The organism is Cryobacterium aureum (assembly GCF_002954245.1).
Classification (GTDB): Bacteria; Actinomycetota; Actinomycetes; order Actinomycetales; family Microbacteriaceae; genus Cryobacterium; species Cryobacterium aureum.
The window spans coordinates 88946-108099 of sequence record NZ_PPTG01000035.1 but is presented as its reverse complement, the minus strand read 5'-3'; the positions used below and the strand labels follow the sequence as shown (position 1 = coordinate 108099).

Sequence of the window (19154 nt, the reverse complement as noted above, 5' to 3'; positions counted from 1 at the left end):
TGCCGGATGCCCGGTGCAGCACACCGGCGCCGGTCACGACGCGGGAATTCTCACCCAGTTCGTGCCGACCGCGATGCTGTTCGTACGCAATCCCACCGGGGTGTCGCACTCGCCGGAGGAATACGTGGAGATCGCGGATGCCGAGGCCGGTGCGCGTGCGCTCGCCGCAGTGCTGTCCGATCTCCTGCTACCCCAGCCCCATTCCCCCCGTCACGTCGCGCGAGAGCGGGAAATTTGCTGCTTCGGGGGTGCTGAAGCGACGAATTTCCCGCTCTCGCGAGCAGGAAGAGACACAGAAGGCGGTGCGACCCGCGATCGGGTCGGCACCGCCGTGTGTTGGGGCTGATGGCATCGATTGGTCGGGTTAATCGGTGTCGATCCCGGGTAACAAGGGGTCAGGCGGCCTGGTGGGTGCCGGCGCTGACCGCGCTGGTGGCGTGGGTCCAGGCGAGTAGTTCGGCCTGCGCGCGCCGACGGCTCGCAGCAGTCTGTTTGGGGGGTACCGGAACGTTCATGCGGGAGCCGGGGCAATCGTTGGTGGAGTTGGCCAACGAGTGATAGGTCGCGAATCGGGTATCCGACGTGATCCATACCATTTGCTGGCATTCTGGGCATTCTGTCTGCAACATTTTCACGATTGTCCGTTCCATCGCCGACTCGGGTAATCGGTTCGATAACTCCAATCTAGTGGGGATAGACAAGTCGATGTCCTCCCCCTTCGTGGGGACAGCAAAAAACATGAATCGGTGATATTTTGTTCCCGGCAGCGCGTGATCAGCGACCGGCTGCGTACCCCTGAGCCCCGCGCGGATTGGCCGCTGCCTGCAGCAGCCTGGTCTGCGGGTCGCGAGTGACCGCCGAAATGCGGCCGAGTGCCCAGTCGCCCGCGCGGGTGATTCGGTGGCCGCGCTGTTCCAGCGCAGTGATGACCGCGTCGCCCAGCCGATCCTCGACCACGGCGCCGCCGGGCTCCCACGTGCGCGGCCAGAACGAGCCCGGAAATGAGGTGCTGTGAAAGGCGGGCGCATCGATCGCCTGCTGCGGCGAATAGCCGCCGACAATCGTGCGCAACAGGTAGAGCAGCTGCCACTGGTCCTGCTGGTCGCCACCGGGGGAGCCGAGCGCCGTGACCGCCTGCCCGTCCTTGAGCACGAGCGTCGGGGTGAGGGTCGTGCGCGGACGCTTGCCGCCGGTCAGCGCCGAGGGTGCGCCGGGTTCGAGCCAGGTCATCTGCAGCCGAGAACCGAGGCAGAATCCCAGCTCGGGAATGGTCGGCGACGACTGCAGCCAGCCGCCCGACGGAGTTGCCGAGATCATGTTGCCCCAACGGTCGACGACGTCGATGTGGCAGGTGTCACCGCGCAGTTCCCCGGTCGAGAGCGTCTCGGGCTCGGCGCTGCCCGGTGCGGGTCGCGTCGGAGTCGCCACCGTCGGTTCACCCACCCCAGCGGATGCCCCGGCACTCTGCGTCGACAGAGCCTCCGTTGTGTACTCGGTGCGCAGCACCGGGTAATACGGGGTGTGGCCGGGAACGGTACCCGGTCGGAACTCGTGTGAGGCGGCATCCGTGATGAGGGCCCGCCGGGTGGCCGCATAGTCGGCCGAGAGCAGGTAATCCAGCGGCACGGTGTTAGTGGGCACGGTGTTGAGGGGTGCGGTGTCGATAGGTTCAGCGGCGTCGCCGTAGTAGGCCTCCCGGTCGGCGATGGCTAACTTCTGCGCCTCGAGGATCGTGTGTGCGCCGAGCGCGGTCGACGGGTCGAGGTATTCGTCACTGAAGCCATCGAGAATCATCAGTGTCTGCAACAGCGCCGGCCCTTGGCCCCAGGTGCCGGTCTTGGCGATCGTGTGGCCCCGAAAAACGACGGTCGTGGCGTCCTCGATGCCCGCTTCGAAACCGGCCAGATCCGCCAAGGTCATGACACCGGCGTGATCCGTGCCGGAGGAATGCCGGTGCGCCGTGCGCCCGAAGTCGACGATGGCGTGGGCCACGAACCCCTCCCGCCATTCCCGCCTGGCTGCGTCGATGCGCCCCTCGCGGGTGGCGACGGCCGCATCGGCGCTCGCCGCGAGCAGACGGTCGAGGCTCCGCGCCCATGCCTCGTTCGTCACGAGATCGCCGGCCCGGGGGAGGTGACCGCCCGGCATCCACTGCGCCGCCGAGGTGGGCCAGTGCTCGGTGAACAGCGCCGCGACGGAGTTGATCGTGGCGACAACCCGACCCAGAATCGGATGCCCGTCGCGCGCGTATCCGAGGGCGAACGCGAGCACATCGGGCAGTTCCCAGGTGCCGTAGTCGCGCAGCAGCACGAGCCAGGCGTCGACGGCGCCGGGAACGGCTGCGGCGAGCACGCCAGACCCGGGAACCAGCTCGAGGCCCTCCGACCGGTAGTGCTCGATGGTGGCCTTTTTTGGGGCCGGGCCCTGCCCCATCAAGACGCGCGGGGCATCCGGTTCACTGGCCGTCGCGAAGACGCCGGTCATGTCGCCGCCGGGACCATTCAGGTGGGGCTCGACGATGTGCAGCACGAACGCGCCGGCAACGACGGCGTCGAAGGCGTTGCCGCCGCGCTCGAGCACGGCCTGGGCGCAGGCCGTCGCTAGCCAGTGCGTTGAGGCGGTCATGCCGAAGGTTCCCTGCAGAGTCGGACGGGTGATGAAGACGAACGGTTCGGTATAGGTCACCCGTCTACCCTTGCACTACGGGCGGCCGAAGCGCCAGAAGACGGGCTCCCGTCGGTAAGAGACGGCAAATTCGTGCAATGATCAGGCCGAGCGGCCCGCCCGCCCATTCGGAGTCCCCGAAGTCAGAGCTGTGAAGTGGAGACACCATGAACATTGATTGGGAATTCAACGGACTGCCGCTGCACGTGCTGATCGTGCACGCGGTCGTGATCGTGGTGCCGCTGGCGGCACTGTGCGCGCTGCTCACCGCCTTCTGGCCGGCCGCTCGACGGCGACTGGGCATTGTGACGCCCCTGGTGGCCCTCGCCGCGCTGGTGCTGGTTCCGCTCGCTGTGCAGGCGGGGGAGTGGCTGCAGTCACGGCTGGTCAACGTGACCCCGCTACTCGGCACGCACACGTCCCTTGGTAAGACACTGTTGCCGTGGGTGATCGCGCTCTTTCTCGTGGCAGTGCTGCAGTGGGTGTGGTACCGCTACGTTGCGGTTGACGGAGCACGCTTCGGTTCCGCTGTGCCGAGCCGTTCCGGGCGTCTCGCGGTACGGATCCTTCTCGACGTCGTCGTTGTGGTGAGCGCGCTGGGAGCCACCGTGACCGTTGCCCTCATCGGGGAATCGGGTTCTCGAGCGGTCTGGACCGACCTCTTCACCTCGTGAGGCTGCACGGCACGTTTGGCACCCTCAAAGCACGGGTCAGGCGCGCGGCCGCGGTGGCTGCGGTTTCTGGACGGCCAACTCGCCGCCGACACGTCCGCCGAAGGGGCGGCCATGGTCGGCGAATTCCTCCCGAAAGTAGCCCATCCGCCACGGGCCCATTTCCAGCCGTGATCCGGTGCGCAGGATCTGGCCGTTGCCGATGCTGCGCCCGTCCTCGGTCGGCCGGGAGCTGCCCGCGACGGTACCGATCGCAAACAGTCGGTACTCATCGTTGTGATCGTGGCGAATCTCGGCGTGCAACGGTTTCAAGCCTGGCAATTGCAGGTCGGCGTCGGCGGAGGAGCCGATCGTCGTGGTTCCCGGCAGCAGGTTGAATTCGCGGGGCATCTGCCCGTTCCAATTCTCCGATCCCACGACGAAAATGAGGCGGGGACGCCCGCTTCCCGGCGTGTAGTGCGTCGTGGTGATCTTGCCGCGGCGGTGTCGATCGAAGGTCGGAGCGAGGGGAAACACCGTCGACGGCGGAAGTGGAATGGCGACCGGCATCCGCGACTTTCCCCGCAGGCGAGCCTGCACGAGCGGGCCAAGAGCGTTCCGCGACCCCAGCACGATGTGGGGCGATCGCGTCATGAGGCGTTGCGAAACGGATGCCTGCACGTGGCCGAGTCGGGCAATCAGCCCGACCGGCCCGGTGACGGCCACGGTCAGGCCGCGCGCCGCCAATTCGGCCGCAAGCCCGCGCAACGGGTCCAGATTGAGGGCTCGGCCCTGCACGAACATTTCCGGGTTGCTGGTGAAGATGGTGATTTCCGTGCCGTTGGCGGTCACCGTGCCCTGCATCGCATCCGCTGCCCCGAAGGAATCCCCGAACGCCGCCCCGGTCGAGTCAGTGCGGGATTCGGCTGTGGAAGCCCCGACGGCACCCGGCGGTTCGATCATGGAGAAGGCCAGGTCGATGTGCAGGCTAACGGTCGGTTTCGCTGGTGCGCCGCCCGCCGTCGAGCCCGAGAAGGAGCTCACGATCAGCCCCGAAAGGGATCAGAGCCGACGGATTTCTCGTCGCTCGTCGTGACGCGCAGGGTGCCATTGAACTTCCACACGGCGCGCGGGGCGTCGGGACCGATGTCCCGGGGAACCTCCACGACCATATCGATGAAGCTGTAGTTGATCGCTGCGCCCTGGCCGGTGAGATAGGACCACATTTCCTGGCCGAGGTCGGTCCAGTCCTTGATGGTGTGCTCCTCAGATTCGTCGGAGCTCTCGACATTGCCTAGGTACGTCTGTCGTTCGGTCACGGTAGGTTCCTTTTCGCTCGCACAGAAAATGGTGCCGGTTCCGGCAGGTTCACCGGTCACGAGGAAGAGTCCCTCGAGGTTTACTTAGCTTAGGTACCTAGTTGCGCGTCGTAAAGGATTATGGGTAAACGGGGAGCAGGTATTATTCGGCGTCGAGGTCGGTTTCGAGAATCTTAACGAGGGATTCCAGAGCCTCATCGGCGCCCTCGCCTTCTGCCCGCAGCACGACAGTGTCGCCGTTAGAGGCGCCGAGGCTCATGATCGAGAGGATGCTCGAGGCGTCCATGGCATCGTCGGCTGGCTCACCGGCCATGGCAATGGTGACTTCGAGAGGCAGCTCGCCCACGGCGGCGACGAAAATTCCGGCCGGGCGAGCGTGTAGGCCGACGCGGCTGGCAATGACGGCGGTTCGTTCAGACATGGGGTCCTCCAGGGTAGGCATGTGAAAGTCGTGCGGTGAAACGGGTGCGACGGGTTAGAGACCCAGCGATATAAGTATGGGCAGTTTCTCGCGAACGAGGCGACGGGCATCCGCTGCCGAATGCGCCGACAGGGCCAGTTTGGCCAGCTGCTCTGCTTCGACCAGTGTCACGCTCGCGAGCACAGCGGCGACGGCGGAGAGTGCCCGCGCGGTCATCGACAGGGTCGCCACGCCGAGGCCGACCAGCACGACCGCGAGGGCTGGGTCGGCCGCGGCCTCGCCGCAGACCCCGACGGGCTTGTCGTGGCCTTCGTCGACCGACCCAGCCACGGTCAGCCGAATCAGCTGGAGCACAGCGGGCTGCCACGGCGTGTTGAGTCCCGCGAGCTGGCCGAGCTGGCGGTCGGCCGCCATGGCGTACTGGGTGAGGTCGTTGGTGCCGAGACTGACGAAGTCGACGTGTTCGAGAATGCTCGCGGAGGTCAGGGCGGCGGAGGGGACCTCGACCATGACTCCGGGCGTGGTGAGACCGGCCGTGGCGCAGAGGGAGGCGAAGTGCTCGGCCTCCTCGGCGGTGGAGATCATCGGCGCCATCACCCAGACCTGGGCTTTGGTGCCCTCGACGGCCTGCGCGATGGCTTGTAGCTGGCGTTCGAGCACTCCGGGCGAGGTGAAATCGGTGCGGTAGCCGCGCACGCCGAGGGCCGGGTTGGGCTCGGAGGCATCGGTCAGAAATGGCAGTGGCTTGTCGGCGCCGGCGTCGAGGGTGCGCACGACCACTTTCTTGCCCGGAAAAGCGTCGAACACGCCGCGATAGGCCTCGACCTGTTCGGCGATGGTGGGTTCGGTGTCGCGTTCCAGAAAGCAGAACTCGGTGCGCAGAAGCCCGACGCCCTGGGCGCCGGCCGCTGCGGCCTTGACCGCATCCTTGGCACCGCCGACGTTCGACAGCAACGGAACCAGGTGGCCGTCCTTCAGCCGCCCAGTGCCGTCGAACACAGCGAGGGCTGCGGTAGTCGTCTCCCACGACTTGGCGAGGGCAACCTCGTCGGCGCCGGGGTCCACCACAATGGTGCCGGCGGCTCCGTCGACGAAGACGAGGGTGCCGTCAGTGAGACCGTCGACCCCCACGGCCGCGACCACGGCCGGCAGCCCGAGGGCGCGGGCGATGATGGCCGTGTGCGACTGCGGTCCGCCGCTGGCGGTGACGAGAGCCATGACCTTCGCCGGGTCGAGGGTGGCGGTGTCGGCCGGTGCGAGGTCCTCGCCGACCAGAATGAACGGGGTCTCCGAAAAGGGAATCCCGGGGGCGGGAACGCCGCGCAGCTCGGCGACGATTCGCCCCCGTACGTCGAGCACGTCGGTCGCGCGTTCGGCCATGTAGCCGCCGAGGTTGTGCAGCATCTCGGCAACGGATGCCGCGGCGTCCCAGATGGCGCGTTCGGCCGAGGCGCCGTTGGTGATGAGCTTGACGGCTGCCTTCACCAGCATCGGGTCATTCGCCATCAGTGCGGTAGCCTCCAGCACCTCCCGGCCGGCGCCCACGGCTGAGGCTGAGCGTGCGGTGAGGTTGGCCTGCACGGCTTTCGCTGCGGTACGCAGGGCAGCGGATGCGTCTCCCGCGCTGGTTCCCGCAGCCAGAAGCTCGCCCACCGCAGGTTCACGCACCGCCTTGGGCATCAACAGGACGGAACCGATGATGCGTCCGGGGCTGACTCCGACTCCGGCGAAGGTGCGGCCGGTCTCGGCCTCGTCTGCCGGTGCCTGGTCTGCACCGGCACTGTCTGAAAGCGTCTGCACGATCGTCCTCGATTCCTTCATCCCCAGCCTGCGGCTGGCGTTACTTTACTGCGGAACTGTAGTCGCGCGTGGCGCCGGCAGTTCGCGCGGTGACTGCGCCGGATCAGGCGTTGACGAGCACGGCCTCCGGAGCGTCGACCGGACGCTTCCGCACGGCGTAGCGCTTGAGTCCGACGACAGTAAACGCTGATACAACAGTACCGATCGCGATTGCGAGCAGGAACAACCAGAAGTTGTCGATGGCGAAGAACACGAACGCTCCTCCGTGCGGAGCCTTGCTCGTGATGTTCCAGGCCATCGAGAGACCTCCGGTCACGGCAGCGCCGAGCATGCTGGCCGGGATCACCCGGAACACGTCGGCGGCGGCGAACGGAATGGCACCCTCGGAGATGAAGGAGAGTCCGAGCAGCCAGGCCGCCTTGCCGTTCTCTCGCTCAGCGAGGCTGAACAGCTTGCGGTCGAGCGTGGTGGCCAGGGCCATCGCGAGCGGCGGCACCATGCCGGCGGCCATGACCGCGGCCATGATCTGCCACGGTGCCTGGTTGGCGAGGGTGGCTGCGCCGAGGCCGGCAACGGCGAAGGCGTAGGCAACCTTGTTGACCGGGCCGCCGAGGTCGAAGGCCATCATGAGGCCGAGAATGACACCGAGAATGACAGCGGATGCCCCGGTCATGCCGTTCAGCCAGTCGCTGAGGCCTACGGTCAGCAGGGCGATCGGGCCGCCGAGCACGATGAACATCAACCCGGAGGCGACGATCGACGCAATGAGCGGAATGATGACGACGGGCATCAGACTGCGCAGCCAGCGCGGAACGCTGATTCTGGCGATGTTCACCGCGACGACACCGGCGAGCAGCCCGCCAACAATGCCGCCGAGGAACCCGGCACCCATGAATCCGGCCACGGCACCGGCGACGAAGCCGGGGGCGATGCCGGGGCGATCGGCGATGGCGAAGGAGATATAGCCGGCCAGCGCGGGAACCAGGAAGCCCATCGACAGGGCGCCGATCTTGAAGAAGACCGCTCCCAGGTAAATGTTCAGGCCCCCATCGGGAAGATTGAACAAGCTGTTGTTCAGGACGACCGCATCGGCGACCTTGGTGATCTCGAAGCCGCCGAGGGCGAAGCCCAGGGCGATCAGGAGGCCTCCGCCGGCGACGAACGGAATCATGTAGCTGACACCGGTGAGCAGCGCACGCTTGAGCTTCTGGCCCAGGTGCTCGCTCTTCTCCTCTGACGAACCACCCAAGTCCACGGTGCCACTGACACGACGGGCGTTCGGGTTGAGAGCGGCGGCGAGGGCTTCCTCGATCAACCGTCCGGGTTCGTCGATGCCGCGCTTGACCGGGGCATTGATGACGGGCAGTCCGGCGAAGCGTTCCCGGCCGCGCACGTCGACGTCGACGGCGAAGATGACGGCGTCGGCCGCTGCGATGACGGCGGGGTCGAGCGGGGTGAGTCCGGCCGAACCCTGGGTCTCCACCTGCAGGTCGACTCCGACAGCCTTGGCCGCGGCCACGAGAGAGTCGGCGGCCATATAGGTGTGTGCGATGCCGGTCGGGCAGGCGGTGACAGCGACGATGCGCTTCATGCCGGATCGTGCGGGGCCGGTGCCGGCGTTCGCGTTGTCGGCGCCTCCGGCATGAGCGCCGGCGGCAACCGGCACCGGGGAGACGACGTTGCCCACGAGTTCGACGATCTGCTGCGGCGTCGACGCGTCGCGCAGGGCGGTGGTGAAGTCCTTCTTCATGAGCGACCGGGCCAGCTTGGCCAAGATCTTCAGGTGCTCCTGGTCGGCGCCGTCCGGCGCGGCAATGAGAAAGACCAGGTCGGCCGGGCCGTCCTTAGCTCCGAAGTCGACCGGGGTCGAGAGGCGAGCCAGTGCCAGCGTGGGCTCCAGCACGGCCGTAGAGCGGCAGTGCGGAATGGCGAGGCCACCCGGGATGCCGGTGGCGGTCTTCGCTTCGCGAGCGAGAGCATCCGCGTAGAGCGACTCGATCTCGGTGGCTCGGCCGGCGCCGACGACGAGCTCGGCGAGGTGCCGAATGACGTCTTTCGGCTCGGAACCGAGATAGGTGTCCAGAGCAACAAGCTCCGGGGTAATCAGTGCACTCACTGGTCATCCTCCTTTGGATGTGTGGCCAGAACCGGCCCGGAGGCCAGGACTGGGGCCAGCGGCGTCACGGTGACGACGCTGGGGTTGGTTTGGTGCAGGGCGGGAACAGTGGAACCGGGCAGGGAGGCGGCGGCGGCGCCGTGGGCGGCGGCCTGGCGCAGGCAATCGGGGGCACTCGCTCCGGCGTTGCTCTGCAGCAGGTAGCCGGCCAGGGCCGAGTCGCCGGCACCGACCGTGCTCACGGCGAGCATCGGGGGAGTGGTGGCCAGCCAACTACCGTCGGCCGTGACGAGCACCGCGCCCCTCGCTCCGAGAGTGGCCAGCACGGCGCCGACACCACCGGCGATGAGAACGCGAGCCGCGTCGACGACGAGATCGGGGTTCGCTTCGAGCGTGTCGCCGTCGAAGAGGCCGCTCAGCTCGGCGAGTTCTTCGCCGTTGGGCTTGAGCAGGTCGGGGTGGGCCAAAGCTGCTGCGGCGAGCGGGCCGCCGGAGGAATCCACGGCGACTTTCGGCGCCTGGTTGCCCAGTCGAGTGCGCAGCTCGCCGATGATGCGGGCGTAGAAATCGTCGGGCACGCCGGGGGGTACCGATCCGGCCAGCACCAGCCAGCTGGCGCCGACCGACTTTTCCAGAACGAGTTCCACCAGGGCATCCTGCTGGGCGAGGCTCAGCATTGGGCCGGGTTCGTTGAGCTTGGTCGTGGTGCCGTCAGGCTCGGTGATCGCGACATTGCTGCGGAGCGGCGCGCCGATCGGCAGGCCGAGGTGCGGGATCGAGTGGCTGGTCAGGGCCAGCAGCACCGGGTCGTCGGCGTCACCCGGCAAAATGGCGAGGCTTCCGATGCCGCTCGCTTCGAGGGCGCGGCAGATGTTGACGCCTTTGCCGCCGGGTTCGCTGTGGGCGGCCACGGCCCGCTGCACCTCGCCGCGCTCAAGCGGTCCGGCCAGCTCGATAGTGCGGTCGAGACTCGGGTTGGGGGTCAGTGTGACGATCACACGATCACCACGTCGACGTCGGCAGCGGCCAGGGCGGCGGTGAGGGCTGCGGATGGCGCGGCATCCGTTATCAGCGTGTCGATGGCATCGAGGGTGGAAAAGCACACCAGCGTCTCCTGGTCGAGTTTGGAAGAGTCGGCGAGTACGACGACCCGCCTGGTCGACCGGACGATGGCCGATTTGACGGCCGCTTCAACCGAGTCCGGGGTGCTGAGGCCGAAGGTGGCACTGATGCCGTTGGCGCCGATGAAGGCGATGTCGGGGCGCAGAGCGCCCATCTGCGCGACGGTGCCGGCGCCGACGATAGCGCTGGTCAACCCGCGCACCCGCCCTCCAAGAATGTGCAGTTGGATTGCCTCGTTGCGGGAGAGCTTGCCGGCGATGGGCACCGCATTCGTGATCACGAGCAGCTGGTCGCCGGCGACGGCGGGAGTGAAGCCGGCCAGAAGGTCGGCCAGGCGCTCTGTGGTGCTTCCGGCGTCGAGCATGACCGAAACGGTACGACTGGCCGGAATCAGGCGCATGGCCGCATCGGCAATACGCGACTTTTCGTCGAGACGCTGCGTCTGGCGTTCGTCGAGGCTCGGCTCGGACAGGCTGAGGCGGTCGATGGCGACGGCGCCGCCGTGCACGCGACGCAACTGGCGGGCCGCTTCGAGGGTGTCGAGGTCGCGGCGCACGGTTTCGGCTGTGACGGCGAATCGCGTGGCGAGGTCGGTCACGGTGACCCGACCCTCGGTCGCGACGAGCGCGGCGATCAAGAGTTGACGTTCTTCGGCGAACACGAATGCCTCCGTGGCGGTGAGTGATGGTGGTCACAAAGTTGGTTTCATTGACTTTAGCTGTGAATATTTTTGTTTGTCAAGAAAAAAGAAGATAAACAAAGAAAAATGCACAAGCACGGTGAGCGGATGCTGCCGGTCGGGCATGTCGGTGGGCGACGGTAGCGTGATTGGTATGAAGATTCTGCACACCTCGGACTGGCACATCGGGCGCACCTTCCATACCCATTCCACGCTGGAGCACCTCGGTCTCGTGCTGGACGCACTCGTTGCGGTGGTGGCGGAACGTGGTGTCGACGTGGTGGCCGTGGCGGGTGATGTGTTCGATTCCGCGATGCCGTCCAAAGAGAGCTATGCCCTGCTGGCCGACACACTGCGGCGTCTGAAAGAGGCCGGGGCATCCGTTGTGATGACGAGCGGCAATCACGATTCGGCGACCCGCCTCGGTTTTCAGTCGGAGTGGGCGGCGCTGGCCGGCATCCACATCGTGACTCGGCCGGAGCAATACGCCTCGCCGATCACCCTCGCCGACGAGCACGGTCCGGTGCATTTCTATGGTATTCCCTACCTGGAGCCCGCACTCATTCGCCACCTGCACCCCGGTGTGATGCTGAAAACGCACGAACAGGTTCTCGATTTCGCCATGACCCGCATTCGAAACGATCTGGTCGGCCGTGGTGGCCGCAGCGTCGTGCTCGCGCACTGTTTCGCGGCCGGCGTCACCCCGGCCACCGAGTCGAGCGATGTGGAGCGCGATATCACCGCCGGTGGGCTCGACGTCGTGCCGCTGTCGGTGTTCGACGGCTGCGACTACACCGCGCTCGGCCACATCCACGGGCGGGCCACCCTCACCCCGCGAGTACGCTATTCCGGGGCGCCGCTGCACTATTCCTTTGCCGAGGCCGGCAAGCCGCGCGGAGCCTGGCTGGTCGAACTCGGCGCCGACGCCAGTGCCGTGGAGTGGGTCGATCTGCCCGTTCCGCGCCGCCTCGTGGTACTCACCGGCGACCTCGCCGATTTGCTCGCCGACGAGGCGTTTGCCGACAACGAGGGCGACTGGGTGAAAGCCATTCTCACCGACCAGGTGCGTCCGCTCGACGCCATGAGGGCGCTGCAAACCCGATTTGCCCACGCTGTGACACTCGAGCACCGCCCCACGATAACTTTTGAAGCGGATGGCTCCACCTACGCCGAGCGTATTCGTGCGGCCACGAGTGATCCTGAGATTGTGGCGGGCTTCCTGTCGTTCGTGCGCAACGGGGTCGGTCCCAGTGAGTTTGAACGGGCGTTGGTCGCAGAACTGTTGAACGAACAGAATGCGAAGAAAGCGAACGCATGAAGATCAAGCGACTGCGTCTGGCCGGATTCGGGCCCTATAAGACTGAACAAATTGTCGATTTCGAACGTTTCGATGCCGACGGAATCTTTCTCATCACCGGCAAGACCGGTGCCGGCAAGTCCAGTATCCTCGACGCCATCAGTTTCGCCCTCTATGACCAGGTGCCGCGATTCTCGGACGTCGCGCCGCGTTTGCGGAGCGATTACTGCGGGCCCGATGATCCCACCTTCGTCGAACTCGATTTCAGTCTGCGCGGTCGTGAGTACCGTCTCCGGCGCAGCCCGGCCTACGAGCGAGCGAAGAAGAACGGCACCGGAACAACCACCGCAGCGCCCACCGCTGTACTGCAAGTACTCCACGGCACCGAGTGGCGGGGCATTGCGGCCAAGCCACACGCCGTAGGCCTCGAACTGAGCGCGATCCTGCCCTTGAAGGCCGACCAATTCCTCCAGGTGATCCTGCTCGCCCAAAACCGGTTCCAATACTTTTTGCTGGCCAAGACCGATGAACGACGTGCGGTGCTGCGCACCCTGTTCGGGACCACCCGATTCGAACAACTCGAAACCGCGCTCGTGCAACGCCGCAAATCCCTCGACGACCGGCTGGCCGACGTGCAGCGCGACGTCGCCGAACACACCACAGCTGCCATGCATCAGCTTCGGCTTCTTGAACCGCCCGTCGCCCCCGACCTCGGCTGGTTTCGGGGCGCTCTGGCCGGTCTGAACGCCGCAGTCGACGTGGCCTCGGAGGGGTCGACCCGTGCAGCTGCTCGACTGTCTCATGCCACCACCGAACTCCGAGCGGCAACGGAGACCCAGCGGCGTCAGAGCCGGCGCGCCCTCGCCGACACCGCCTTGGCTGCCCTCGATGGCCGCCAGTTGGAGGTCGAGGAGCAACGCCGTACCCTGCTGCGCGCTGCCCGGGCGGCTCGGGTCTGGCCACACATTCGCAGCAGCCGCGCCGCGACTGCCGACTGGCAGGCGGCCCTGGCCGCCGAAACCACGGCGCGGATCGCCTGGCTCCCGTTCGGCGACAGTGCTACCGCAGACAGCGGCGCCGATGACAGCAGCGCGGATGACAGCAGCGCGGGTGACAGCAGCAGCACGGCGCGCAGCCATTCCGAGCCGGCGCTGCGTCCGATCATGGACGCCCTGGCGGGACGGCTCGGAGCACTCGCGGAGGTGCTCGCGGAAGAGAAGCAGCTCCCGGCCCTGAATCACGAGATCACCGCTCTGTTCGACGTGCTCACCGGACACACCGATGGCTTGACGCGTGCGCAGAAGCGCATCGATGCGCTGCCTCAGCAGATCGATTTCGTCAGCGAGCAACTCGCGGCCGCAACCCTTGCCGCCTCCGGTGCGACCGACGCCGACGAGGCCATGCGCCGGTCCGACGCCGCGTTCACGGCCGCCGAAAACGTGGTGTCGTTGCAGACCGAGCTGGCCGGGGCAGGCGCACAACTGCTCGACCGCAGTCGGGACAACGCTGCGGCCGCCGTTGACTACGAGGCACTGGTGACTCGCCGGTTTGCCGGGCAGGCGTCTGAACTGGCCAGCCGGCTCGTCGATGGTGCGCCGTGTGCGGTCTGCGGTTCGGTCGAACACCCTGCTCCCGCAGCGGCGGACGGCGAGCTGGTCACTGCAGCCCACCTCACCACAGCCCGACTGCAGATGCAGGGCCGGCAGCACGACCTGGCCGATGCCCAGGAGGTCCAGGCCACCCTGACGAATCGTCTCGGGCAGGCGCAGGCCCTGGCCGGGCAGCGAAGTGTCGATGAGCTCCGCGCCGAATGCGTGGCTGTTCGCGCCAGGTTGGCCACCGCGCGCACGGCTGCCGACCTGGTCGGTGGGCTTCGACAGGAACAAGCCGACCTTCGGGACGCCCAGACCGGCGCACACGCCGCGGTGGTGAGCCTCCGAGCGGCACGCGATACGGCCGCAGACACCCACAGCGAGCGGTCAGGGCAGCGCGACCTGCTCGTGGCCCGCGTGGGTGCGCAGCGTGGTGGAAGCGATAGCGTGACCGACCAGGTGCGTGCCTTGGAGCACGAGCTCAAATGCGCGCACACTCTCGACGACGCCCTCCTGCTCAGCCAGCAACGCGCCGTCGCCCGCGATGCGGCCGTCCTCGACCTCGCGAGCCAGTTGACCGAGCAAGCCTTCGATGACGAGGAGGCGGCTGCCAGGGCGCGGCTCGACGAGCGCCAGATTGTCCAGCTGACGAACGACGTGCGGTCCTTTGACGACCAACGTGCAGCAGCCCTGGCGGCAGTGGCCGATCCCGAACTGGTCGCTCTTGCGTCAGATCCGGTCGATCTCGAGCCATTCCGGCTGGCCTTCGACGCCGCGAGCGGCGCGCGCGACGACGCCGTGAGCGCGCACAGCTCGCTCGCCGAACGTGCCGGCCAGCTGGACCTGCTCGTGCGGGGCGTTACCACACGATTCGCGGCATCTGCCGGCCTGCTCGACGAGCGCTCTCAGGTACGAGGCCTGGCCGACGTCGTGCAGGGCGACGAACCGAACACGAAACGGATGCGACTGGAGACCTACGTTCTGGCCGCCCAGCTGGAAGAGATCGTCGTGGCGGCAAACCTACGGCTGCGCACGATGACCAGCGGGCGCTACACCCTCGAACACGATGACTCGCGAGTGAAGGGTGGTGCTCGGTCTGGGCTGGGGCTGGCGATCCGCGATGAGTTCACCGGTCGCGCCCGGGCGACGCACTCCCTGTCGGGTGGCGAGACCTTCCTGGCCTCCCTCGCCCTCGCACTCGGACTGGCGGAGGTGGTGACCGGGCAAGCCGGCGGCATCACGCTCGACACCCTGTTCGTCGACGAGGGTTTCGGCTCCCTCGACAGCGAAACCCTCGAGACCGCCATGAGCACTCTGGACAGCTTGCGCGCCGGCGGGCGCACGATCGGCCTGATCAGCCACGTCGACTCCATGAAAGAGCAGATTCCGACGACGCTGCGCATCTCGGTCACCGACCAGGGGTACAGCCGAATCGAGGTCGATACGCCCGTCGAATGACCGTACGTGGGTCGTGACTTGCCGACCGAGCGCCGCGGCGGCTGCCGGGCTGGCCACATGAGGTTGGCTTCAGCCATTGCCCATCCGGGGTGAGCCTGTCACGATCGGAGCGTTGCCGCAACGAAGCGAGCCGCGCCAGGGAGCCCGAATGAAAAAGATCCTCTATATCGACCTCGACAACACCCTCGTCAATGTGCAATCGGGGATCGACCGACTCACCAACGCCGAGTATATCCGCTACGAGAAACGGCTCGACGAAGTGCCGGGCATTTTCGCCCGCATGGAACCGATCAACGGTGCCATTGACGCGTTTCACACGCTCGCCCAATCGTTCGACACCTACATTCTGTCGATGGCACCGTGGGGCAACGCAAGTGCCTGGCAGCACAAGCTCGAGTGGGTGCAGGAACATCTGGGAGCGGATGCTGGCGGACCGGCCTACAAGCGGCTGATTCTCTCGCACCACAAACACCTGAACCGCGGTGACTTTCTCGTCGACGACGGGTCTGCCGTTGGCGCCGACCGGTTCGAGGGCGAGCTGATCAAATTTCTCACCCCGTTGTTTCCCGACTGGAACACGGTAACGCGTTACCTGCTGGAACGCGCCGAACGCGCACCGCGCCCGAAATTCTTCCCGCTCGCTGCCCGACCTGCGCTCCACAGCGGCGCGGCGCTGACACCGTGATAGCGAACTCGGAGGTCTTTAACCTGATGTCGAAATTCTGGCGAGAGAATAGGTGAATTCGGCCCTTGATCAGGTGCACGGCCTTCGGTATATTCATGTTGCTTAGACCAGTCCGATCGCCCTGCCGACCGGACTGGTCCTTCCGTTTTCGCGCGTACGGTTCCCGCAGCTGTCTACTTCGCGCGGGATACCATACATCGTCCACATTATTTATCCAGGGGTTTACCCACATGTAAATCTGGGGTAATCTCACTTTCAGACAGGTTTGGATCGGTCCCGGAAATTGCCAGGGCGGGTGCGGGCCACCAGATGATTGGGTGAAGACGATGGTGGAACTGAAGAAGATGACGGAACTGAAATCGGATTTCGTTCCGATGGGCGAAGTCAGCGCCGATGAGCGTTCCCGCATGGCGTTCGGCAAAGCCGGAGTGCACCGCGACGATCGTTACGCCGTCGCCGTGAATGCCGAGGGTGAAATTCTTCTGACCCCGCTCGTTTCCATCCCGCGCCGCGAGCTCCTGGTCTGGGATGACGAAGGCATCCGTGCCGCTCTGGTGCGAGGCCTCGAGCACAGCAGCAAGGAAGAGACCAGCGAGGGTGGCGACTTCACCCGGTACGCCGATGAGGAGCACGCTGTCGATGAGTCGGCCGTGCCCGCCGAGCCCCAGTCATGAGTTTTACGCTCCTTCTCACGCGGGAAGCGGCATCGGGACTGTCCATGCTCGAGACAAAACCACAACTGGTCGGCCGGCTCAAACGGGTGCGCACCGCACTCGGCCGGCTTCAGCTGAACCCCGACGACCCGGCATTGCGCTCGCACAAATACGTGTCGCTGGCCGGTAAGAAGGGCGAGGCCGTCGGGGACTCCTATATTGAGCACCGCACGCCCACGGCCGGGCGCATCTACTGGCATTACGGTCCCGGGCTTGATCGCATCACCGTTGTGATTATCACGCCGCACCCGTAGCGCTGTGCCCGCCGTCCGCGGCCGGGGGCTTGGCCCTAAAACGGGTTGAGCAGCCGGTGCAGAAACTGACGGGTACGTTGCTGCTGCGGGTGCCGCAAAAGCTGTTTCGGCTCGCCATGCTCGACGATGGTGCCGCCGTCCACAAAGGCGATCTCGTGCGCGACCTCGCGGGCGAATTCGAGTTCGTGGGTGACGATGACCATGCTCCAGCCCTCGTCGGCCAGCTCTTTGATGAGGCGCAGTACGTCGCCGACGAGCTCCGGATCGAGCGCAGAGGTCGGCTCGTCGAACAAGAGCAGCTGCGGGCGAAGCGCGAGGGCCCGCACGATGCCGACCCGCTGCTGCTGGCCGCCGGAGAGTTCGAACGGGAAGCTGCCCTGCTTGTCGGTCAGGCCGACCCGCTCCAGTAGGGCGAGCGCTTCGGCCGTGACCTCGGCGACCGGGCGGCGTTGCACGACGACCGGTCCCTCGATCACGTTTTGCAGCACGGTCTTGTGCGGAAACAGGTTGTAGTGCTGGAACACCATGGCTGACCGGTCCCGTAGGTCTGCGCGCTGCTTCGACGTGGTCTTGACGGTGAAATCAACGTTTACCGGCACGGCCGTATTGGTACCGCGACCCGGAGCCTGGCCGACACGACCGCGGTCGGTATCGGCGGCTGCGGCGACCTCGATGGTGCCCCCGTCGGGCAGCTCCAGCCCATTCAGGCAGCGCAAAATGGTGGTCTTTCCGGAGCCGGACGGCCCGATCAGGGCGAGCACGCGGCCGCGGCCCACGGTGAGGTCCACCGATTCGAGCACCCGGTTGCTGCCGAAACTCTTCTGCAGGCCGCGAACCCGCAGCAGGGCAGCGGATGCCGCAGCATCCGCCTGGCTGGTCGACGTTGGCAGATCAGCGGGCGACATAGCGGTCCAATCGCTTCTCAAGAAAACCCTGCCCGGTGGACAGCACCAGGCAGATAACCCAGTAGATGAGCGCTGCTTCGAGGTAGATCAGCATGAACTCGTTACTGAAGGATGCGATCTGCTGAGCCTCACGGAACAGGTCGGTGACCAGAATCAGCGAGGCGAGGGACGTGTCCTTGACCAGGCTGATGAACGTGTTTGACAGCGGAGGCACCGAGACCCGAGCCGCCTGCGGCAGGATGATGCGGGTTAGGGCCCGACGGTGCGACATGCCGATCATGTAGGCGGCCTCCCACTGGCCCTTAGGCACCGAGAGAATCGCGGCCCGGATGACCTCGGCGGCGTATCCGCCGACGTTGATCGAGAACGCCACGATAGCGCTCGGCCACGGGTCGATGAGCACGCCGACCGAGGGCAATCCGTAGAAGATCACGAACAGCTGCACGAGCAAGGGGGTACCGCGCACGATCGAGATGTAGCCGCGAGCGATGCCCGACAACCAGCGCTTCGTCGATAACCGCATGAGCGCGAGAACGAGAGCGAGCACGAGGCCGATCGCAAACGACGTCAGGGCAAGGGGAATCGTGCCCCGCACAGCGCCGTCCACCATCGGCCAGAACGAGCCGAAGAACAACTCCCAATCAGGCTGGATCATCGAATCGTCGGGTTACTGGCTGACGTCGGCGCCGAAGTACTCATCGGAGAGCTCGGCGAGCGTTCCATCGTTGCTGAGGGTTGCCAGAGCCTCGCTCACGGCGTCGGCCAGCGCGGTGCCGTCCTTTGCGAAAGCGAACGCACTCTCGGAGCGCTCCTCGGTCTCGGCCGCGATCTTCAGGTTGTCGGCGTCATTGGTCTTCTGGTACTCCAGAAAGGTCAGCTTGTCGTTGACCGTGGCATCCACTCGGCCCTGTTCGACCAGGGCGACCGACTGGGCCCAGCCCTCGATGTGCTGCACGTTCGCGCCGCTCTCGGTAGCCAGGGTGTCCCAGTTGCTGGACAGCGACTGCGCCGTGGTCAGGCCCTCGAGGCTCGCGAACGACGTGATCGACGTGTTGTCGGCGAGAACCACGATGACACCGGGGGAGTAGGTATACGGCGTCGAGAACTCGTAAGCCTCCAGGCGCTCCGGGGTCATCGACACCTGGTTGGCGATGGTGTCCCAGCGGCCGGCGGTGAGGCCCGCAAAAATGCCGTCCCACTGAGTTTCTTCAAACACGGCATCAACGCCGAGCTCGGCGGCAACGGCGCGGGCCACCTCGACGTCGTAGCCGGTGAGTTTGCCCGAACCGTCTTCATGGAACGAGAACGGCCGGTAGGTGCCCTCGGTGCCGATCGTGAGGGTGCCAGAGTCGAGCACACTGCTCAGCGAGTCGTCGGCGGCAGGCGTGCTGTCGCCATTAGAGGCGGAGCAGCCGGCGAGAGTGAGGGCGACGACACTGAGCAGGGCAGCCGGAATGAGTCTGAACTTCATGGAAAGAA

At 66.2% G+C, this 19154-nt stretch carries 19 protein-coding genes; 7 read left to right on the top strand and 12 right to left on the bottom strand.

All coding sequences use genetic code 11. The features are described 5' to 3' along the window. Positions 1 to 13 precede the first annotated feature (13 nt). On the top strand, positions 14 to 346 hold the full coding sequence (locus CJ028_RS22095; RefSeq protein ID WP_105035786.1) for a M20/M25/M40 family metallo-hydrolase: 333 nt from the start codon (positions 14 to 16) through the stop codon (positions 344 to 346). Positions 347 to 395: 49 nt separating this feature from the next. On the opposite strand, the gene CJ028_RS13720 is transcribed toward CJ028_RS22095, so the two are convergent. Beyond that, positions 396 to 596 (bottom strand): hypothetical protein, encoded by a 201-nt coding sequence (locus CJ028_RS13720; RefSeq protein WP_105035785.1) that lies wholly within the window; start codon positions 594 to 596, stop codon positions 396 to 398. Positions 597 to 774: 178 nt separating this feature from the next. After that, positions 775 to 2685, bottom strand: a complete 1911-nt coding sequence (locus CJ028_RS13715) for a gamma-glutamyltransferase family protein (RefSeq protein ID WP_105035784.1) — start codon at positions 2683 to 2685, stop codon at positions 775 to 777. Between the two features lie 146 nt (positions 2686 to 2831). Between CJ028_RS13715 and CJ028_RS13710 the strand changes: the two genes are divergently transcribed. Continuing rightward, positions 2832 to 3338 (top strand): hypothetical protein, encoded by a 507-nt coding sequence (locus CJ028_RS13710; RefSeq protein WP_105035783.1) that lies wholly within the window; start codon positions 2832 to 2834, stop codon positions 3336 to 3338. Between the two features lie 36 nt (positions 3339 to 3374). On the opposite strand, the gene CJ028_RS13705 is transcribed toward CJ028_RS13710, so the two are convergent. The 7 genes from CJ028_RS13705 to CJ028_RS13675 form a co-directional block, all read right to left on the bottom strand. Further along, positions 3375 to 4358: an FHA domain-containing protein gene (locus CJ028_RS13705; RefSeq protein WP_105035782.1), complete on the bottom strand. Its 984-nt coding sequence runs from the start codon at positions 4356 to 4358 to the stop codon at positions 3375 to 3377. A 2-nt stretch (positions 4359 to 4360) separates the two neighbouring features. Further along, positions 4361 to 4633, bottom strand: coding sequence for a hypothetical protein (locus tag CJ028_RS13700; RefSeq protein ID WP_105035859.1), 273 nt, complete (start codon positions 4631 to 4633; stop codon positions 4361 to 4363). Positions 4634 to 4775: 142 nt separating this feature from the next. Beyond that, positions 4776 to 5054, bottom strand: a complete 279-nt coding sequence (locus CJ028_RS13695) for an HPr family phosphocarrier protein (RefSeq protein ID WP_105035781.1) — start codon at positions 5052 to 5054, stop codon at positions 4776 to 4778. A 54-nt stretch (positions 5055 to 5108) separates the two neighbouring features. Beyond that, positions 5109 to 6854: a phosphoenolpyruvate--protein phosphotransferase gene (gene ptsP, locus CJ028_RS13690; RefSeq protein ID WP_276309386.1), complete on the bottom strand. Its 1746-nt coding sequence runs from the start codon at positions 6852 to 6854 to the stop codon at positions 5109 to 5111. Between the two features lie 103 nt (positions 6855 to 6957). Next, entirely contained in the window at positions 6958 to 8970 is a 2013-nt protein-coding gene (locus CJ028_RS13685; RefSeq protein WP_105035779.1) for a PTS fructose transporter subunit IIABC, read from the bottom strand. Beyond that, positions 8967 to 9968 carry a 1-phosphofructokinase family hexose kinase gene (locus tag CJ028_RS13680; protein WP_105035778.1) on the bottom strand — a complete coding sequence of 334 codons (1002 nt, stop codon included), beginning with the start codon at positions 9966 to 9968 and terminating at the stop codon, positions 8967 to 8969. The genes CJ028_RS13685 and CJ028_RS13680 overlap by 4 nt, the downstream gene beginning before the upstream one ends. Next, positions 9965 to 10753, bottom strand: a complete 789-nt coding sequence (locus CJ028_RS13675; protein ID WP_105035777.1) for a DeoR/GlpR family DNA-binding transcription regulator — start codon at positions 10751 to 10753, stop codon at positions 9965 to 9967. Before CJ028_RS13675 ends, CJ028_RS13680 begins: the two co-directional genes overlap by 4 nt. Positions 10754 to 10925: 172 nt before the next feature. On the opposite strand from CJ028_RS13675, the gene CJ028_RS13670 reads away from it, so the two are divergent. The 5 genes from CJ028_RS13670 to CJ028_RS13650 all read left to right on the top strand — a co-directional run bounded on the left by CJ028_RS13670 (position 10926) and on the right by CJ028_RS13650 (position 16770). Next, entirely contained in the window at positions 10926 to 12089 is a 1164-nt protein-coding gene (locus CJ028_RS13670) for an exonuclease SbcCD subunit D (RefSeq protein ID WP_105035858.1), read from the top strand. Next, positions 12086 to 15118, top strand: coding sequence for an AAA family ATPase (locus CJ028_RS13665; protein WP_105035776.1), 3033 nt, complete (start codon positions 12086 to 12088; stop codon positions 15116 to 15118). Before CJ028_RS13670 ends, CJ028_RS13665 begins: the two co-directional genes overlap by 4 nt. Positions 15119 to 15266: 148 nt before the next feature. Beyond that, positions 15267 to 15803, top strand: a complete 537-nt coding sequence (locus CJ028_RS13660) for a 5' nucleotidase, NT5C type (RefSeq protein ID WP_105035775.1) — start codon at positions 15267 to 15269, stop codon at positions 15801 to 15803. 326 nt (positions 15804 to 16129) lie between these two features. Continuing rightward, positions 16130 to 16477 (top strand): hypothetical protein, encoded by a 348-nt coding sequence (locus tag CJ028_RS13655; protein ID WP_240607286.1) that lies wholly within the window; start codon positions 16130 to 16132, stop codon positions 16475 to 16477. Further along, on the top strand, positions 16474 to 16770 hold the full coding sequence (locus CJ028_RS13650; RefSeq protein WP_105035774.1) for a hypothetical protein: 297 nt from the start codon (positions 16474 to 16476) through the stop codon (positions 16768 to 16770). The genes CJ028_RS13655 and CJ028_RS13650 overlap by 4 nt, the downstream gene beginning before the upstream one ends. Positions 16771 to 16805: 35 nt before the next feature. On the opposite strand, the gene CJ028_RS13645 is transcribed toward CJ028_RS13650, so the two are convergent. The 3 genes from CJ028_RS13645 to CJ028_RS13635 are packed head-to-tail and all read right to left on the bottom strand — an operon-like array spanning position 16806 to position 19146. Then, positions 16806 to 17675, bottom strand: coding sequence for an amino acid ABC transporter ATP-binding protein (locus tag CJ028_RS13645; protein WP_105035773.1), 870 nt, complete (start codon positions 17673 to 17675; stop codon positions 16806 to 16808). After that, positions 17662 to 18330, bottom strand: a complete 669-nt coding sequence (locus CJ028_RS13640) for an amino acid ABC transporter permease (RefSeq protein WP_105035772.1) — start codon at positions 18328 to 18330, stop codon at positions 17662 to 17664. The genes CJ028_RS13645 and CJ028_RS13640 overlap by 14 nt, the downstream gene beginning before the upstream one ends. Before the next feature lie 12 nt (positions 18331 to 18342). Continuing rightward, entirely contained in the window at positions 18343 to 19146 is an 804-nt protein-coding gene (locus tag CJ028_RS13635; protein WP_105035771.1) for an amino acid ABC transporter substrate-binding protein, read from the bottom strand. Positions 19147 to 19154 lie beyond the last annotated feature (8 nt).

Coding starts and splice junctions, on each gene's coding strand:
- CJ028_RS13650 (WP_105035774.1), top strand. CDS start 16,474: ATGAGTTTTACGCTCCTTCTCACGCGGGAAGCGGCATCGGGACTGTCC.
- CJ028_RS13695 (WP_105035781.1), bottom strand. CDS start 5,054: ATGTCTGAACGAACCGCCGTCATTGCCAGCCGCGTCGGCCTACACGCT.
- CJ028_RS13710 (WP_105035783.1), top strand. CDS start 2,832: ATGAACATTGATTGGGAATTCAACGGACTGCCGCTGCACGTGCTGATC.
- CJ028_RS13640 (WP_105035772.1), bottom strand. CDS start 18,330: ATGATCCAGCCTGATTGGGAGTTGTTCTTCGGCTCGTTCTGGCCGATG.
- CJ028_RS13635 (WP_105035771.1), bottom strand. CDS start 19,146: ATGAAGTTCAGACTCATTCCGGCTGCCCTGCTCAGTGTCGTCGCCCTC.
- CJ028_RS13670 (WP_105035858.1), top strand. CDS start 10,926: ATGAAGATTCTGCACACCTCGGACTGGCACATCGGGCGCACCTTCCAT.
- CJ028_RS13660 (WP_105035775.1), top strand. CDS start 15,267: ATGAAAAAGATCCTCTATATCGACCTCGACAACACCCTCGTCAATGTG.
- CJ028_RS13655 (WP_240607286.1), top strand. CDS start 16,130: ATGGTGGAACTGAAGAAGATGACGGAACTGAAATCGGATTTCGTTCCG.
- CJ028_RS13720 (WP_105035785.1), bottom strand. CDS start 596: ATGGTATGGATCACGTCGGATACCCGATTCGCGACCTATCACTCGTTG.
- CJ028_RS13645 (WP_105035773.1), bottom strand. CDS start 17,675: ATGTCGCCCGCTGATCTGCCAACGTCGACCAGCCAGGCGGATGCTGCG.
- CJ028_RS13665 (WP_105035776.1), top strand. CDS start 12,086: ATGAAGATCAAGCGACTGCGTCTGGCCGGATTCGGGCCCTATAAGACT.